The organism is Metabacillus mesotrionivorans, from assembly GCF_052171315.1.
Classification (GTDB): Bacteria; Bacillota; Bacilli; order Bacillales; family Bacillaceae; genus Bacillus_P.
On sequence record NZ_JBQMFF010000002.1, the window covers coordinates 194,086 to 210,192 of the forward strand.

At 45.5% G+C, this 16,107-nt stretch carries 17 protein-coding genes; 7 read left to right on the forward strand and 10 right to left on the reverse strand.

All coding sequences use genetic code 11. The annotated features are described in order from the left end of the window. Positions 1–55 precede the first annotated feature (55 nt). The 7 genes from moaD to speD all read right to left on the reverse strand — a co-directional run bounded on the left by moaD (position 56) and on the right by speD (position 5,237). The gene (gene moaD, locus ACTSEZ_RS05905; RefSeq protein WP_369733252.1) at positions 56–289 is read right to left on the reverse strand and encodes a molybdopterin converting factor subunit 1; all 234 of its coding nucleotides are present in this window, start codon (positions 287–289) and stop codon (positions 56–58) included. Then, positions 286–756: a molybdenum cofactor biosynthesis protein MoaE gene (locus tag ACTSEZ_RS05910; RefSeq protein WP_369733253.1), complete on the reverse strand. Its 471-nt coding sequence runs from the start codon at positions 754–756 to the stop codon at positions 286–288. Before ACTSEZ_RS05910 ends, moaD begins: the two co-directional genes overlap by 4 nt. Then, the gene (gene mobB / locus ACTSEZ_RS05915; RefSeq protein WP_369733254.1) at positions 737–1,267 is read right to left on the reverse strand and encodes a molybdopterin-guanine dinucleotide biosynthesis protein B; all 531 of its coding nucleotides are present in this window, start codon (positions 1,265–1,267) and stop codon (positions 737–739) included. The genes ACTSEZ_RS05910 and mobB overlap by 20 nt, the downstream gene beginning before the upstream one ends. Then, positions 1,237–2,514, reverse strand: coding sequence for a molybdopterin molybdotransferase MoeA (locus ACTSEZ_RS05920; RefSeq protein WP_369734060.1), 1,278 nt, complete (start codon positions 2,512–2,514; stop codon positions 1,237–1,239). The genes mobB and ACTSEZ_RS05920 overlap by 31 nt, the downstream gene beginning before the upstream one ends. 5 nt (positions 2,515–2,519) lie before the next feature. After that, a complete protein-coding gene (gene moaA / locus ACTSEZ_RS05925; RefSeq protein ID WP_369733255.1) occupies positions 2,520–3,521 on the reverse strand; it encodes a GTP 3',8-cyclase MoaA in 1,002 nt (333 codons plus the stop codon). 15 nt (positions 3,522–3,536) lie between these two features. Further along, positions 3,537–4,325 carry a formate dehydrogenase accessory sulfurtransferase FdhD gene (gene fdhD / locus ACTSEZ_RS05930; RefSeq protein WP_369733256.1) on the reverse strand — a complete coding sequence of 263 codons (789 nt, stop codon included), beginning with the start codon at positions 4,323–4,325 and terminating at the stop codon, positions 3,537–3,539. A gap of 102 nt (positions 4,326–4,427) precedes the next feature. After that, entirely contained in the window at positions 4,428–5,237 is an 810-nt protein-coding gene (gene speD / locus ACTSEZ_RS05935) for an adenosylmethionine decarboxylase (protein ID WP_369733257.1), read from the reverse strand. A gap of 183 nt (positions 5,238–5,420) precedes the next feature. Between speD and ACTSEZ_RS05940 the strand changes: the two genes are divergently transcribed. The 3 genes from ACTSEZ_RS05940 (at position 5,421) to ACTSEZ_RS05950 (ending at position 6,635) form a co-directional block, all read left to right on the forward strand. Then, a complete protein-coding gene (locus ACTSEZ_RS05940) occupies positions 5,421–5,705 on the forward strand; it encodes a phospholipase A2 family protein (protein WP_369733258.1) in 285 nt (94 codons plus the stop codon). Positions 5,706–5,773: 68 nt separating this feature from the next. Continuing rightward, the gene (locus ACTSEZ_RS05945; RefSeq protein ID WP_369733259.1) at positions 5,774–6,337 is read left to right on the forward strand and encodes a DUF6944 family repetitive protein; all 564 of its coding nucleotides are present in this window, start codon (positions 5,774–5,776) and stop codon (positions 6,335–6,337) included. Between the two features lie 112 nt (positions 6,338–6,449). Then, positions 6,450–6,635 carry a hypothetical protein gene (locus tag ACTSEZ_RS05950; protein ID WP_369733260.1) on the forward strand — a complete coding sequence of 62 codons (186 nt, stop codon included), beginning with the start codon at positions 6,450–6,452 and terminating at the stop codon, positions 6,633–6,635. Positions 6,636–7,233: 598 nt separating this feature from the next. Here the strand turns inward: ACTSEZ_RS05950 and ACTSEZ_RS05955 are convergent. After that, the gene (locus ACTSEZ_RS05955) at positions 7,234–9,153 is read right to left on the reverse strand and encodes an endonuclease MutS2 (RefSeq protein ID WP_369733261.1); all 1,920 of its coding nucleotides are present in this window, start codon (positions 9,151–9,153) and stop codon (positions 7,234–7,236) included. Between the two features lie 478 nt (positions 9,154–9,631). Between ACTSEZ_RS05955 and pxpB the strand changes: the two genes are divergently transcribed. Genes pxpB through ACTSEZ_RS05975 form a run of 4 tightly spaced genes read left to right on the forward strand, consistent with a single transcriptional unit; the run spans position 9,632 to position 13,324 of the window. Next, complete coding sequence (pxpB, locus tag ACTSEZ_RS05960; protein ID WP_369733262.1) at positions 9,632–10,342, forward strand: 5-oxoprolinase subunit PxpB; 711 nt, start codon at positions 9,632–9,634, stop codon at positions 10,340–10,342. Then, complete coding sequence (locus ACTSEZ_RS05965) at positions 10,339–11,343, forward strand: 5-oxoprolinase subunit C family protein (RefSeq protein ID WP_369733263.1); 1,005 nt, start codon at positions 10,339–10,341, stop codon at positions 11,341–11,343. The genes pxpB and ACTSEZ_RS05965 overlap by 4 nt, the downstream gene beginning before the upstream one ends. A 4-nt stretch (positions 11,344–11,347) precedes the next feature. Continuing rightward, positions 11,348–12,118 (forward strand): LamB/YcsF family protein, encoded by a 771-nt coding sequence (locus ACTSEZ_RS05970; protein ID WP_369733264.1) that lies wholly within the window; start codon positions 11,348–11,350, stop codon positions 12,116–12,118. 18 nt (positions 12,119–12,136) lie between these two features. Continuing rightward, entirely contained in the window at positions 12,137–13,324 is a 1,188-nt protein-coding gene (locus ACTSEZ_RS05975; RefSeq protein WP_369733265.1) for an NRAMP family divalent metal transporter, read from the forward strand. A 36-nt stretch (positions 13,325–13,360) separates the two neighbouring features. On the opposite strand, the gene ACTSEZ_RS05980 is transcribed toward ACTSEZ_RS05975, so the two are convergent. Together ACTSEZ_RS05980 and ACTSEZ_RS05985 are read right to left on the reverse strand one after the other, a co-directional pair. Continuing rightward, a complete protein-coding gene (locus ACTSEZ_RS05980; protein ID WP_369733266.1) occupies positions 13,361–14,434 on the reverse strand; it encodes a glycosyltransferase in 1,074 nt (357 codons plus the stop codon). A 117-nt stretch (positions 14,435–14,551) separates the two neighbouring features. Beyond that, positions 14,552–16,084, reverse strand: a complete 1,533-nt coding sequence (locus tag ACTSEZ_RS05985) for an NTTRR-F1 domain (protein WP_369733267.1) — start codon at positions 16,082–16,084, stop codon at positions 14,552–14,554. Between the last annotated feature and the right edge of the window lie 23 nt (positions 16,085–16,107).

Here is a 16,107-nt window from a genome sequence, read left to right on the forward strand (position 1 = left end):
TATATGAAAGCGTTTACTTAATGAAGCTAAACGAAACCCGGGCATGTTCCCGGGTTTATCCGCCGCTCACAGGCGGTATAAAGGCGATCGTATCTCCATCATTCAGTATGGTGCTGTCATCTGCAAATTCTTCATTAACTGCGATCATCGCCGTATAAATGCCCTTAAGCATGTAGGTTTCAGAGAGAACCGCTTTCATTTCACCTGCAGTCATGCCGGCAGCCTGCATTTGAACGCTGCTTTCTCCGGCCTGGTCCCCAAGATGGGCGAAAAAAAGTATGGTAATCATGCAAGCTCTCCTTTCCCGGGTTTGCCTTCCGGATAGGAAACAGTCTCAAGCTGGTTCCCGATCCATTCCATGCCGTCATCCCAATGCTCTTTTTTCCAAATAGGGACGATTTCTTTAATTCGTTCGATCGCATATTCATTGGCTTCATAGGCTGCCTTTCGGTGAGGGGATGAAACGGCAATGACGACAGCCGCTTCTGAAATCTCAAGCCTGCCGGTTCTGTGTGTAATGGCTGCTGCTGTGCCCGGCCATTTTTCACTTATTTCTTTTCCGATTTGCATGAGCATTTTTTCTGCCATCGGCTTATATGCCTGGTATTCCAGAAACAGCGTTCTCTTTCCATTTGTCATTTCGCGAACCGTTCCGATAAATAAGGTAATGGCACCGGCATTTCGGTTTGCTACTTTGTTTGCCGTTTCTTCTGCTGATATCGGCTTTTCTGTTAGTTCAAATAGACTTTGATTCATACTGTTTTTTCACAACCTTCATTAAAAAATCCAAATAGAGATGCTCCTCATCATGAAAACTGAAAACAGGCACACTTGTATGAACCATTTCCTTCTTATCCGCAATGACACAAACAATTCCATTCAGTTCAAGGAGACTGAGGTCCTGTTCGTTTCGTATGCACACTGCTTTTGGATACAGTTCATGTTTATAGCCTTCAATTAAAATGAGATCCAAATCAAGCATGCTGTAGATCTTCAGCAGTTCTTCAAGCGTCCATGATCCAGATCCAAGCGACAGCTGAAGAACGCCGCCTCCTTCAACTCCTGCAAGCTTTGAGCCGGCCATTAAATGCTTCCCGCTGTCTTTTTCTTTCACGATCTGATCAGGAGTTCCGCCGTGGCCGTGATGTTTGATTGTCCCAGCCTTATAGCCTTCATTGTGTGCCTTTTTGATCAGCTGTTCCATCACGGCGGTCTTTCCTGAATTCTGAAAGCCTGTTATCTGAAGGATGGCGCGTTGTTCACCCAAAGCCAATCACTTCCCTTTTGATCGTCCAGCAAAAGAATGTCCGTCATCATTCCCTCTTTATATCCTCTTGTTCCGCCCGGAAGCACTATCAGGGCATTTGCATCAGCCAGTGATGAAACGGCGCTTGATTTATCAAAGCCTGACGGCACAGCTTTCAAAGCCCCGTCTTCATAGACAACGGTTCCGCGGACAAACCTTGTAAAGGGATTTGCTTTCTCAAAATGCTTTCCCAAAACGGCTTTTTCTTTTCTGATGTGGGGCTTTCTGCTGAAGCAGCAGAACCTGATCACGGGCCTGACAAACAGTTCAAAACCGACGAAACAGGCTGAAGGATTTCCCGAAAGACCAAAGAGGAGTTTCCCGCGGTGTTCAGCCACCGTCGTTACGCTTCCGGGCCTCATGGCAATCTTATTAAAGAGGACGGATGCGCCAATTCTTTTATAAATATGGGGCAAATAATCATAGTCACCGACTGAAACTCCGCCTGTCGTAAGCAGCACATCCACTTTTAAGAGGGCATCCTGAACGGCCTCTGTGCACTGATCAAGGTCATCGCTGAATTTGCCAAAGTAAAGAGGTTCTCCTCCTGCCCGTTTAATTTGGGAGAGGAGCATATATGTATTGCTGTTGCGGATTTTTCCGTCCTCGAGGGGTTCATCAGGGTTCAGAAGCTCGCTCCCTGTTGTAAGAACGCCAATAACCGGTTTTTTAGCAGCGGGAACTTTTGCATACCCGAACGCTGCCAGAAGGGCTGATAGTCCCGGTGTAATGAAAGAGCCCTTTTCAGCAAGGACTGTACCGCTCCTTGTGTCTTCTCCCCGGAATGAAATGTTTTCGCCCTGCTTCATCTCTCTCTTTAATTCCACTTTTGACCCGGCAAGAGGTTTTGTCAGCTCGAGCATCACAACGGCATCAGCCCCTTCAGGCAGCTTGGCCCCTGTCATAATTCTTACTGCCTGCATGTATCCGATTTTTCCTTCAAAAACAGATCCTGCACCGATTTCTCCAACAACTCGAAAGGCTGCTCTCTTTTCTCCTGAGAGTCCTGCTGTATCAACAGATCTGACAGCATATCCATCATAGGGGGAGCGGTCAAACGGCGGAACATCATGATCAGCAATGAGATCTTGTGCGAGAAATCGGCCGTAAGACTCCTCAAGAGGAATATGTTCCGCGCTGCCGCGAACGGCATGAGCCATTACTAGATTTACAGCTTCTGAGACTGGGATTGGGGTTCTAATTTCGATCACGGCTACCCTCCTATATGGGACATTTCAATCTTTTGTCTGGCTTCTTTCTTATTCATCCGTTCATCTGAATAACGGTCATGGCGGAGATTCCAGACGTTCGCAATCTCTGCTTTTAGCATGGCGTCATCTATATTTGAACGAAGCAAAGATCTTAAGTCATGGCCTTTTGAAGCAAACAGGCATGTATATAGAGTTCCCTCAGCTGAAATTCTGGCCCTGGAGCATGACGAACAAAAAGAATCCGTTACCGATGAAATGACGCCAATCTCACCGGAACCGTCCATGTATTCATACCTTGAGGCAACCTCGCCAGGATATGCCGGCGGTATCGCTTTAAGAGGGTATTTGTCCTCAATCACCTGCAGTATTTCCTGCTTTGATGCCACTTGAGAGAGCTCCCACCCGTTTGCATTGCCGACATCCATATATTCGATGAACCTCAGCGTGTGTCCTTTTTCTTTAAAAAAAGAAGCCATGGGCAGAATTTCCGTCTCATTTACACCTTTTTGGACAACCATGTTTATTTTCACAGAAAGGCCGGCTCCTGCCGCTGCCTCAATTCCTCCTATCACCTGGGCTGCTTCGCCTCTCTTGCCATTCATGGATAAAAAGAGATCACGATTCAGCGCATCAAGACTCACCGTTACTCTCTTTAATCCTGCTTCAGCAAGCTCAGAGGCGAACGTTTTCAATAATGACCCGTTTGTGGTCAGTCCGATATCGTTTATTCCGTCGACATTTCTAAGCATGGCAATCAGGACCGGAAGTTCTCTTCTAAGAAGAGGCTCGCCTCCCGTAAGCCGGATTTTCTGCGTACCGAGTGAAGCAAAGATCTCAGCCAGTCTATGAATCTCTTCAAATGTGAGAATGCGGTCAGATGATAAAAAAGGATAATCTTTTCCGAAAAGATGTTCCGGCATGCAGTAGCTGCAGCGGAAATTGCATCTGTCTGTAACAGATATGCGCAAATCTCTTAGCGGCCTGTCCAATGAATCCAGGATCATTTATTTTCCTCCCTTCTATGAAATCTTAATTCTATTGGAATGTGTATATATATTTAATGAACTGTTCCGGATAAATCCTACGGCTGTGATGCCAAGTTCCTCTGCCAGATTCAGTGCAAGCGTTGTCGGAGCTGATTTTGAAAGCACGATTTCACAGCCTATTTTTGCGGTTTTGAGAAGAATTTCAGAGGATATTCTTCCGCTGAAAACAAGGATTTTCCCTCTTGTGCTGATGGCGTTTTTTAAGCAATAGCCGTAAAGCTTATCAAGGGCATTGTGCCTGCCAATATCCATTCTGCTTACGATTATGCCGTTTTCATCGCAAAGCGCTGCATTGTGAACGCCTCCTGTGCTTTGAAAAATGTCCGCAGTGCGCTGCAGTTCATTCATCAGGGAAAAGCACGCATCCGCATGAATCGATGTATTTGGTTTGAGAGGCTTTACGACTCTGGCATCGTTGACAAAAACAAAGCCCGGCCTGCTCATGCCGCAGCAAGAGGTAAGATAGCGTTTGTTCTGCATTTGGATGATACGGTTTTCTTTAGAAAGGGTGACATGGGCAAATCCTTCTTTTTCCTGTATCCAAATCTGCTTTATGTCTTCAAGCTTTGAAATAAAGCCTTCAGATGCCAAATAGCCTATCACCATATCTTCGAGAAATTCGGGAGAGCTGACCATTGTGACAGCCTCTTCCCCGTTCAGTTTAACAGTGAGGGGATATTCCGTCACAATCTCATCTTCCGCCTGAGCCGCACTGCCGCCAGACAGTTTCATAATGCTTCTGATTTCCGTTACCGGCTTCATGTTTTGTCCCCCCATTCCCTGCCATTCTTTGACCTAATGATAATCCAACAGCCTGCAATTGAAAAGCAGAAAGGGGTCTCCTTTTAGGAAACCCCCGAAGTATTATCCTTTAAACGGCTTTATATTTTTTCCGTAAAAGATTTCATCCATTTCAATTTTCAGTCTGTCTGTAATCTCGTTCCGTTCGTTTTTCGTCAGCTTGTCCTTCGTATAGCCAAACAAATAGTTGTTCAGGTCAAACTCCTTCAGTTTGCATTTCGTATGAAAAATATTCTGGGGATACACGTTCACGTCAATCATGTCGTATGCCTCTTTTACCGATTGGGGTATGTAGTTCTGAATGGAATTAATGTCATGGTCGATAAACAGCTTTTCCCCATTGATGTCGCGCGTGAACCCTCTGACCCGGTAATCCATTGTCATAATATCCGTATCAAACGAATGAATCAGGTAGTTCAGGGCTTTAAGCGGTGAAATTTCTCCGCATGTAGATACGTCAATATCTGCTCTGAAGGTGCTGATGCCTTCATTCGGATGATACTCAGGATATGTATGAACCGTTATGTGGCTCTTATCAAGCTGCATCACCACAGAATCAGGCAGCGGTCCCGGAGATTCCGCATAGGACTCTTCAGGCACTTCAACGACCGGTCCTTCAGATACAAGAATGGTCACACTTGCACCCTGAGGCACATAATTCTGCTGGGCAATATTCAGGACATGAGCGCCGATAATCTCTGTCACATTCTTTAAAATCTTTGTCAGCCGTTCGGCATTATACTGCTCGTCTATATAGTTTATGTAGGCTTCCCGTTCTTCTTTTGTTTTTGTATAGCAAATGTCATACATGTTAAAGCTAAGCGATTTTGTCAGATTGTTGAATTCGTGGAGCTGGACTCTCTGCTCAGACACAGGCATTTTCCCCTTTCTTCGCTGAATCTCTGATGCACGTACGTTTTTATAATACCCACTTTGCCATTCAGCAAACGGCGACTTTTTCATTCTATTTTCGAAAATCGTGATGATTGCCAATTCCTTGTGAACTCAATTCTCATATAAATAGGAATAGATGAAATAGACAAGGAGATGTAAACCGTGTCAAATCAAAGAAAAAGACAAAGAAGGTCCCGCTGTATTTTTCCCGAGTACAGATGGTGCGGTCCCGGGTGCAGCGGACCGGGTATGCCAATCAACGATGTGGATGCATGCTGCCAGAAGCATGATCTGTGTCTCGACAGCGGACGTTCATCCTGTGAGTGCGACCGTGCTTTTATAGAATGCCTCCGCCCTAAAATAAACCGGGAAACGGAAAAAGGCCGCAACGCTGCATTTATGTATAAAATTATGAAGCTGAAAATGATGTTTACGTGCGGAAGATAAATTCAGGACTCAACACTCGGGGATTCTCTCATAGAATACAGTAAATCTGTTCGAAATGAGGGGAAAGCATGAATGAAGAAAAAAAGAACATTGATGTTTTCGGAGCCTGGCTGATTGTGGGCGGCACCCTCCTGAATGCTTCGGGTGAAACCATTGCCCTTACAGGGTCTGAACGCGCTGCACTTAAGGCAACCGGAGCAGGGAACGCCGTGGAAGCATCCGGCAACGCACTTCAGGCTGCTGTCAGATCCGGTGAACCCCAAAACCGTCTAAGTGCTTTTGGCGCATGGGTGCAGGCTGCCGGCAATTCTGCAAATGCTGCGGCGAGAGTACCTCTCTTGTCAGGCGATCTTCGGGAAGGTTATCAACTTGATGTGATTGGCAATACTGTTCAGTCAATCGGCGCCGCTGCAGAAGCCATTGCTGCTTCTTACGCCCTGGATCGGCTATTTAAAGAACAGCTGACCGCAGGATATGTGCTGATTGCCGGCGGAGCTTTCATTGACGCTGTCAGCGGCGTCTATTTTTTAAAGGAACTGCCTGAAAAAGGCCGGGCGCTGGGCTGGTTTGGCGGATATTTGCAGGCAACAGGAGCTTTACTTGCTGCTGATGCCCTGACATCTGAACCATAATGGAAACCGCCGCTCAGGCATTCAATTATACGTACTTCAATAAAAAGGCTGTTTAGGAAAGATCATCCAGGGTAAATAGAGAGTACAAACACCAGATTGAGGAGGAAATCTAATGAACTGGAAGAAAAAAGGACTTGCTGCAGGAATGACTCTCGCCATCATGCTGAGCGGACTTGCCGCATGCAGCGACAGCGAACAGGAAGAAATGGACAATGAAATGGAAGAAGAAGTGAATGAAGAAACCGACAGCGATGTCGTTGATGAAGACAAAGAGGAAATGGAAGAAGAGGGGCAATGATGCCCCTCTTCTTTTTGGTTGAAAGCTGCTGCGGTTTGCAGCAATTACGTGAAGTCCCAGTACTGAGTTTGTGCTGTTAAGCCGAGTTTGCAGCACTAAGTTGACTTCGCTCAATTGAGTTTGTGCTGTTAACCCGAGTTTGCAGCACTAAGCTGTCTTCGCTCAACTGAGTTTGTGCTGTTAACCTGAGTTTGCAGCACTAAGTTGACTTCGTTCAACCGAGTTTGTGCTGTTAACCCCAGTTTGTAGCACTAAGCTGTCTTCGCTCAACTGAGTTTGTGCTGCTAACACGAGTCTGCAGCACTAAGCTGTCTTCGCTCAATCGAGTTTGTGCTGCTAACACGAGTTTGCAGCACTAAGCTGTCTTCGCTCAACCGAGTTTGTGCTGTTAAACCGAGTTTACAGCAGTAAGCTGTTTTCGCTCAACCGAGTTTGTGCTGCTAACATGAGTCTGCAACTCTATGCTAACTTTACTCAACTGAGTTTGTGCTGTTAAACCGTGTTTGCAGCACTAAGCTGACTTCACTCAATCGAGTTTGAGCTGTTAAACTTTTTTTCAGCACTACTCCTGATTTTTAATACCGTCGAACCAGCACCCTCACTCCTCCCTGAAAATCGTCACATCCGAATGCCTCTTTTTCATTTGCGCGGCCTTTTTCCGGTTTTCTGCACTTTCAAACAGGATGTCAAAATCATAATCTTCCGGATACAGCTCTTTTGCGGCAATGTGGAGCTGAATGCGTTTGTGATTGATGGTTTGTTTTTCGCCCTTTACAAGAACCATATAGTTTCCGGCTTTGTCTGGTCCGCTGTGAACGATCGCGTAGTCCCCGGTTGCTTTAATCTGTACATTGTCTCCCTGACTGAAGGTTACATGAACCGCTTCATCTGTCTTTGTACGCTTTGGCCTGTGCTTCACTACGGAAATTTGTTTTTCAAGCTCTTTCCTTTCTAAAAGATCGTAACTATCCGTTGCATACTTTTTCGCTTCCTTATATGTGATCTGATGCGCTTTTTCAATCAGTTCAGGATGCATGCCGAGACGGAGTGCGATGGAAAAAGCCTGGCTTCCCCCCCCCTGGCCGATCTTCAAGCGGTATGTGGGCTTAAGAGTCTCCAGATCAAATTCCATCGACCCATTCATAAATCCATCCGTACTGTCAGCAAATTCTTTTATTTCACTGTAGTGCGTTGTCGCAAGCAATGTCGCGCCTTTTTGATGAATTTTCTCCAGGATGACCTGCGCAAGGCCCATTCCCTCTCCCGGATCTGTTCCTGATCCAAGTTCATCAAGCAGAACAAGTGTGTATTCGTTTGTCTGCTTTAAAATTGAAATGATATTGGTCATATGAGAGCTGAACGTGCTCAAGTTCTGCTCGATGCTCTGCCCGTCCCCGATATCAAGCAGAATCTGTCTGCAGATACCGATTGAACTGTCTTTTTTTGCTGGAATGTGAAAGCCCGACTGAGCCATTAAAACGAGCAGGCCGACTGTTTTCAGAACGACCGTTTTTCCCCCAGTGTTAGGACCAGTGATGACAAGAGACTGAAATTCACTCCCTATTTCAATTGTAAGGGAAACAGCACCAGAGCCAAGCAACGGATGTTTGGCATGAATAAGTGAAATGACCTTCTCTTCATTGATGGACGGAGATGCCCCGTCAATTGATCTGCTGTACTTTGCTTTGGCAAACAAAGCGTCATAATGCACCATGACTTCAATGGACTGCTGCAGCTCTTTTTCACTTGCTTCTGCAAGTCCCGTTAAGTAGCTCAGCACTTTTTCTGTTTCAACTTCTTCCTGAGCTGCTAAAAAATCGATTTGATCCTGCAGCGCTCCTGCTTCTTCAGGCTCAAGGTAAATGGTTGATCCTGAAGCAGATGTATCCAGAATCGAACCCCTAATTTTGCCTTTGTACTCTCTTTTCACAGAAAGACAGAGCCTCCCTCCGCGTTCACTGATGGTGCTGTCCTGCAAGTAGGTTTTGTATTTTGGTGATTTCACCATGCTGTTCAGCTTTTCTTTCAGTCTGTCAAGTGCGATTGCAAGCTGCTTTCTCACTTTTGAAAGGTCTTTGCTTGCAAGATCATCCACCATTCCGTTTCGGATGCAGCGCGTTATTTCAGCAGCCAGATCCGGCAGTTCTTCAATTCCGTAAACATAAGAGGCAACTCGTGGTGCCAGCATTTCTTTGTCCTTCATAAACCTTTTCATTTTCAGGCAATCTTCAATAAAAGAAAGAAGCTGCGTCAAATGATGGGTCCTCAGTGGTGTTCCTTTGTGCAGCATGCCTGTGATTCCTTCTATTCCTTCAAGCCCTGAAACCGGCACACTTGAGCTCTTTTCCAAAATGGCGCAGGCTTCATCCGTTTCCGCCAGCAGCGCGCGGATTTGCTTTGCATGAAAAAGCGGCTGCAAGCCCCTGATTCTTTTTCTCCCGGACTCTGTCATGGCAAAAGAAGCGGCTGTTTCCTTAATCGTTTCAAAATTCAATATGTCAAATGTATGCTGATTCAATGGGTTAACCTCCTATTAGTAAATGAACACAAAAAAGCCGCAATGAACAAACCTGTTCATTGCGGCTGAAATGGTTAATGGAATGCTTTCATTTTCCATACTGCTCATCCTTTAGTGAAAAAGAAAAAACTGTGCAAATAGACACAGCCCCTGAGCAGGTACCTCTCATATGCTATGATTTGTTCTTAACTTATCCTTCAAGCGCATGATTAAATAAGCGCTTCAAATCACAACATTTTGAGCGCTGGCGCTACCTGAAAGACCGTATGAAATTACGGATTAGTTAAGAACGGCACCTAACATATAACAAAACCCCTTTTTTGAGGATGATGGTATGGAAAATTTAAATAAAAGCTAATTCTAATGTATGTCACAGCATCTCTTTTGTCAAACCCGATTGCAGCGGCAGATTTGAAATGTTTTCTTTCTTATTATAAGATGAATGTCATCTGCAAAAATGAATTCAGGAGGTGCAGAAATGGATTATACAGTGAATCATATGGGAGACAGTATGGTGGTCATTGAGTTTGGTAAAACGATTGATCAAAAAGTGCACGAGCATGTTCAGCAGGTGTTCTCATTTTTTGAAAAACAATCGCCCGACTGGATGATTGAGTGTATTCCTGCTTTTACTACGGTTGCCATCCTTTATGACCCTGTCAAAGTTTACAGCCATACGAAAAAAGCGCTTCCCCATGAAACGGTAACAGACTACATAAAAGACACATTAAGAAACATAAGTACGCTTCAACCAGCTGAAGGAAGAAAGGTGGAAATCCCTGTTTGCTACGGAGGTGAGTTTGGCCCTGATCTGGCATTCGTTGCAGAACATAACAGCCTGACTCAGGATGAAGTCATCAGAATCCATTCAGGAACAGAATATTTAGTCTACATGATCGGCTTCGCTCCTGGTTTTCCCTACATCGGGGGAATGTCAGAAAAAATTGCCGCACCGAGAAAAAATACTCCGAGAACAAAGATTCCTGCAGGTTCAGTAGGAATTGCAGGGAACCAAACAGGCATTTATCCGATTGAAACGCCAGGAGGATGGCAGCTCATCGGACAGACCCCCCTCCCGCTTTTTCAGCCTGAAAGTGAATCTCCGAGTCTACTAAAAGCAGGAGATATGATCACATTTAAACCGATTACAGCTGAACAATTCAAGGATGAAAAGGAGAAGAGACCATGACCATGCTTGTTAAAAAGCCGGGTCTTCTCACAACCGTGCAGGACCTCGGACGATATGGCTATCAAAAATACGGAGTCATTGTAAGCGGATCAATGGATACCCTCTCCCATCGGATTGCCAATCTCCTCGTTGGAAACGATGAACATGAGGCAGTCATTGAAATGACGATGATCGGTGCGCGGTTTGAGTTTCAAGACGATGCACTGATCAGTATATGCGGCGGAGATCTATCCCCCACCATTGACAGCAGGCCCGTAAAAATGTGGAGACCTGTTTTAATCAGAAAAGGAAGCATTCTCTCTTTTGGACATGTAAAAAAAGGCTGCAGAGCCTATCTTGCTGCCGCTGGCGGTTATCTTGCTCAAAAAATCATGGGAAGCAAATCAACCTACTTAAGGGCAGGAATCGGCGGAGTTGACGGCAGGGCGCTGGAAACGGGTGATGTGGTTGAAATTGGCGGAAGATCACCGTTTGCTGACTTCTGGTTCTCACAGCTCCAGCAAAGAGAGCCTTATACAGAACTTGACTGGTCCGTATCTCCCGAATTTCATCCTTTTGTCAGAGAAGAAGAAAAAGTACAGCTGGTGAAAGGAAGACAATACGGTGATTTTTCAGACGAAAGCAAAAAAGCACTGTTTTCTGAACCGTTCAAGATCACTCCGCAATCAGACAGAATGGGCTATCGCTTGGAAGGACCGAAACTCCAATTAAAGAAAAAAGAAGAAATGGTTTCTGAAGCCGTCAGCTTCGGCACCATTCAGGTTCCGGCGGATGGAAATCCAATCATCCTGCTTGCAGACAGGCAAACGACCGGAGGCTATGCGAAAATCGGACAGGCAGCATCGATTGATCTTCCATACCTCGCCCAATTCAAGCCTGGAGATACGATTCACTTTAAAGAAATCTCTATAGATGAAGCCCAGAAGCAATTGCTTGAAAGAGAAAAAATGCTGCATCATTTAAAAGAAGGACTTCATCTGAAATTACATGCCGGGAGATGAGACTATGCGGAAAGTAGATATTAACTGTGACATGGGAGAAAGCTTTGGTGCATACACCATCGGAAGCGATGAAGACATTCTCGGATTAATCACGTCGGCAAACATAGCATGCGGATTTCATGCAGGCGATCCATCCACAATGAGAAAGACTGTACAGCTTGCTCTTCAGAAAAACGTGGCGATTGGAGCACATCCCGGTTTTCAGGATCTTGCCGGTTTCGGAAGAAGAAACATGGATTTAACGCCGCAGGAAATATATGATCTGGTCGTCTATCAAATCGGATCACTTGCTGCTTTTACCGCTTCAGAAGGCGGTAGAATGCATCATGTTAAGCCGCACGGGGCACTTTATAACATGGCTTCTGTTAATCGCCATATTTCTGAAGCGATAGCTGAAGCTGTTTATAAAGTAAACCATGATCTAATTCTTTACGGACTTTCCGGAAGTGAGCTGGTAAAAGCCGGGGAAAGACTTGGACTGAAGACGGCAAATGAAGTCTTCGCTGACAGGACCTATCAGGATGACGGCACTCTTACTTCGAGAAAAGATCCTCGCGCACTTATAACGGACCATGAATCAGCAGCAGATCAGGTCATCCAAATGGTTCAGAACGGGACTGTGATTTCTGCTAAAGGAAATACTGTTTCCCTTAAAGCGGATACAATCTGTATTCACGGTGACGGAACACATGCGCTTGAATTTGCGCGTTACATAAAAGCAAGACTTTTAGAGTCAGGCATCAGCATTTTGAGCACAAAAGACGTTCTATCTTAAGATTTTGGAGGTACAGCCATGAAAAAACAATCTAATTTCAGTTTGCTGATGGGCGCAGCATTCCTGATGGCAACATCAGCTATCGGTCCTGGCTTTTTAACCCAGACTACTCATTTTACTCAGACGCTTGCAGCAAGTTTTGGCTTTGTTATTTTAATGTCTATTTTAATTGACATCGGCGCACAGCTTAACATCTGGCGAATTATTGCCGTTTCCGAAAAGCCGGCTCAGGAGATTGCAAATGCTGTTCTTCCCGGTCTTGGCACTTTTCTTTCCATCCTTATCATCCTGGGCGGACTTGCTTTTAATATCGGCAACATTGGCGGTGCAGGTCTTGGAACGAACGTGATCTTCGGCGTTTCACCAGAACTCGGCGCTCTGCTCAGCGGAATTGTCGCCATCGGAATTTTCCTTGTGAAAGAAGCGGGCAAAGTCATGGACCGCTTCGCACAAGCTATGGGGTTTATTATGATTGCCCTGACCGTATATGTGATGTTTTCGGCCCAGCCTCCTCTAGGCGAAGCAGCCGTAAAAACATTTGTGCCGGATGAAATAGATTTTCTGGCCATTGTTACACTGGTCGGAGGAACGGTTGGCGGATATATAACGTTTGCGGGCGGACACCGGCTTTTAGAAGCAGGAATTAAGGGGCAGGCTGCCCTGCCCCAAGTAACAAAGAGCTCAATCTCTGCCATCGGCATTGCATCTCTAATGAGAATTTTCCTTTTCCTTGCAACGCTTGGCATTGTTTCGCAGGGCTTGCAGCTTGACCCTGCCAATCCCCCGGCATCTGTATTTAAACATGCTGCAGGCAACATCGGCTATAAAATGTTCGGTGTCATCATGTGGGCAGCAGCCGTCACATCTGTAGTCGGTGCAGCTTACACGTCTGTTTCCTTTATTCGGACATTCAGTCCCGTAATAGAGAAACACAGCAAATGGTTTATTGTCGGCTTTATCGCTGTTTCTACAGCCGTGTTTGTCAGTATTGGCGAACCGGTAAAAATTCTTATCCTTGCAGGTTCTTTAAACGGTCTAATTCTTCCCCTTGCATTGGGAGTGATGCTGATCGCCGCTCACCGGGTAAAGCTTGTGGGAGACTATAAGCATCCAATATGGCTGACAGTCTTTGGTATTGTCATTGTCATAACGATGGCGGTCATGGGCGGATATTCGCTCTTTACAGGAATCCCTAAACTGTTTTAAACAAAGAAAAAAGCCCCAAGAGGCTTTTTTCTTTGCTTATTTTCCGAGTTTTTTCTCAAAATATGCTTTATTGCTTAGAACACTCTTGTCTTCAGGACGGTATTTCCTTGCTTCTTCATTGTGATAATACGCTTTTTCCGTCTCCCCCAGCCTGTCATAACAGACACACATCTGAAGATGGGGATACCATGTTGAATACGCAGGATAGCTGAAGCTCCATCTGTTTTCATCCGGCACTTCCTCTGTTGCCCGTTGATACCAGTAAATAGCTGCTCTGAACTCTTTTTTGCGCTGAAGATTGTACCCTATGCGGCTGCATGTTTCTGATCTCGGTGTTTTTGAAAAACTAAACGATTCAAAAAGAGATTTCAGCTCCTGATCCAGGTCTCCTAAAAAACGGTAGCAGTCCGCTCTGTTAATGCACGCGTATACCTTATCCTCAATCCATCCTTCCTTCATATTTATGTTTTTCGTATAGCTTTCAATCGCTTCCGCGTAATGTCCGTTCTCCCGCAGCTCATTTCCATAATAAAAATAATCCCGTGCCCCGAATTCGTCTCCGCGTTCAATTTTCATCTTATAGATATTCAGATTCCGGCCGACCGCATGCCCTGTTTTTTTATGGGTAATGGCGATATCGGAATTGATGATGTTGCCGGTGACGTTCAAATAATTATGAACGTCTCCCTCCCACCTGTAGTTTTTAGACGTTTTCACAAGTCTGTTTCGTCTGTACCTGAGTGTCACATTGCCGAACTCATCTGTGCCGGCATTATAAAACATGGAAACAGAATCAACTGCAGGATCAAGTGTTTCCTTTAATTTTCTCAGTTTTTCCTGATCCTCTTCCGACAAAATGTCATCAGCATCCAGATAAAAAATATAGTCTTTCGTAGCATGCCTGAATGATTCATTTCTTGCCGGGGCAAATCCCGTCCATTCATGGTGAAAAATGCGGTCTGTGTACTGTTTGGCAATCTCAATTGTTTTGTCCGTTGAGCCTGTATCAACAATATTAATTTCATCCACGATATCTTTTACACAATCCAGACACCTGGCCAGAACCTCTTCTTCATTTTTTACGATCATGCACAAGCTTATGGTTACCATATCATCACTCCTTTTCCTTCAATGAACGTCACCATTTTGATTTTATGACTGCAGGGGTTTGTACTTTAACCGGAATTAAAAAAAGATTCATCAAAATGATGAATCCTTTCTCTCCTGCTATGAGACGCTGAACAGGATTGTTTTCGTTCCGGCTAAGGTCGATCCGCTGTTTACAAAATAGTAGTTTGAAGAAGTATCAAGAACGAGAGGCCCCGTCCATGTAATGGTTCCGAACTGGCTGCTGAAAATCCCTGCAGGAGGCACGTCAGATACAGAACTGCCCACAGTGAAATTTCCATTAATGAAAGAATTTGTAATTTCGGAATACACTGCAATATTTACAGTACTGTTAATTCTGCTGTCCAGCATTCTCTGAAGCCGGAGTCCGTCGTGGATCATTGTACTGATCTGGCTGTTGTACATATAAGTGTTTAGCTGGCCCTGATGTCCCGACTGGACAATTCCCCCGACGACATTCGCATTGTGCATCTGAAACTCAATCGTCGTAAACGGATCACCTAAAGAAACATTTTGAAAAATAACATTTCCGCTAATAATCGCTCCATCTGTGTAATTGGTATGCGTGCTGACAGATGTGCCGTTGTCAAATGTACCGACAACCGTTACGGGCCTCGCACTGAAGGCTGGACCCTGATTTAAGTAGAAATCTTCAGCTGCCTGACTTGTCTGAACCGTAATGTTCCTCGGAACGGAAGACGCAAAATTCGCCAGCGTCGAATCTCCAAGCTGCCATGGACCCAATCCAAGAAGCTGCACATGACGTGCAGGCGGGATAACCACGTCTTCATTAAAGGATGAATTCGCTGCTATCAAGATGATCAGTCTTGCTCTCATCCCCAATGATACGGCAAACGGGCTGGATGTTGCAGCTGTTATGGCAGCCTGTAATGATGTGTAAGGATCGGATGGTGTTCCGTTTCCAGGACCAGCTGCATTAGAATCCGCCCAGATAATCGATTCCTGTCCCCATTCAAATATACCAGGACCCGTTGAACCGGTTGGACCTGTTGCACCCGCCGGACCCGTAGCACCTGCCGGACCTGTTGAGCCTGCCGGGCCTGTTGCACCCGCCGGACCTGTTGCGCCCGCCGGACCTGTTGCACCTGCCGGACCTGTTGCGCCTGCCGGACCTGTTGCGCCCGTTGGACCGGTTAAAGGCTCTATCGTTAAAAGCGCTGCATCATCTGCAAGGATTGCAGCACTGCCAGCCTGAGGCAGCTTGTTAATAATAACAAGCGCCTGAGCAGTACCTGCAGGTGCAGCTGAGGTTGTCTGATACACCTCAAGCCACGTTCCGGTCTGTACATTCGGAAGGCGGTTGGACGGAATTGATGTAATCAGGCCGTATCCAAGAAATGCAAATCCCGCCGTGTAATAGGCTACAGTGATAGAAACAGGCGGACTTGGCTGTGGTCCATTTTTAGCAAGTGACACTAAAAACTCGAATCGTTCGGTAGGTGCAGCCGGTACAAATTGGGAGATGAAAGCATTTACTGTACCTCCGGAAAAGCTCGCTGCAAATGAGCCGCTGTGTGAAAATAATCCAGTGATGGAAGCCCCGGTTGCACTCCAGGGAGGGAATGAACCCGTTTCAAATCCGCCGTTTATGATTTTGTTTTGAATACTCAATTGTTCCCCTCGATTCTTAATTG

Coding starts and splice junctions, on each gene's coding strand:
- ACTSEZ_RS05965 (WP_369733263.1), top strand. CDS start 10,339: ATGACCATGCTTGTTAAAAAGCCGGGTCTTCTCACAACCGTGCAGGAC.
- fdhD (WP_369733256.1), bottom strand. CDS start 4,325: ATGAAGCCGGTAACGGAAATCAGAAGCATTATGAAACTGTCTGGCGGC.
- ACTSEZ_RS05950 (WP_369733260.1), top strand. CDS start 6,450: ATGAACTGGAAGAAAAAAGGACTTGCTGCAGGAATGACTCTCGCCATC.
- ACTSEZ_RS05980 (WP_369733266.1), bottom strand. CDS start 14,434: ATGGTAACCATAAGCTTGTGCATGATCGTAAAAAATGAAGAAGAGGTT.
- moaA (WP_369733255.1), bottom strand. CDS start 3,521: ATGATCCTGGATTCATTGGACAGGCCGCTAAGAGATTTGCGCATATCT.
- ACTSEZ_RS05970 (WP_369733264.1), top strand. CDS start 11,348: ATGCGGAAAGTAGATATTAACTGTGACATGGGAGAAAGCTTTGGTGCA.
- moaD (WP_369733252.1), bottom strand. CDS start 289: ATGATTACCATACTTTTTTTCGCCCATCTTGGGGACCAGGCCGGAGAA.
- ACTSEZ_RS05975 (WP_369733265.1), top strand. CDS start 12,137: ATGAAAAAACAATCTAATTTCAGTTTGCTGATGGGCGCAGCATTCCTG.
- ACTSEZ_RS05910 (WP_369733253.1), bottom strand. CDS start 756: ATGAATCAAAGTCTATTTGAACTAACAGAAAAGCCGATATCAGCAGAA.
- pxpB (WP_369733262.1), top strand. CDS start 9,632: ATGGATTATACAGTGAATCATATGGGAGACAGTATGGTGGTCATTGAG.
- ACTSEZ_RS05945 (WP_369733259.1), top strand. CDS start 5,774: ATGAATGAAGAAAAAAAGAACATTGATGTTTTCGGAGCCTGGCTGATT.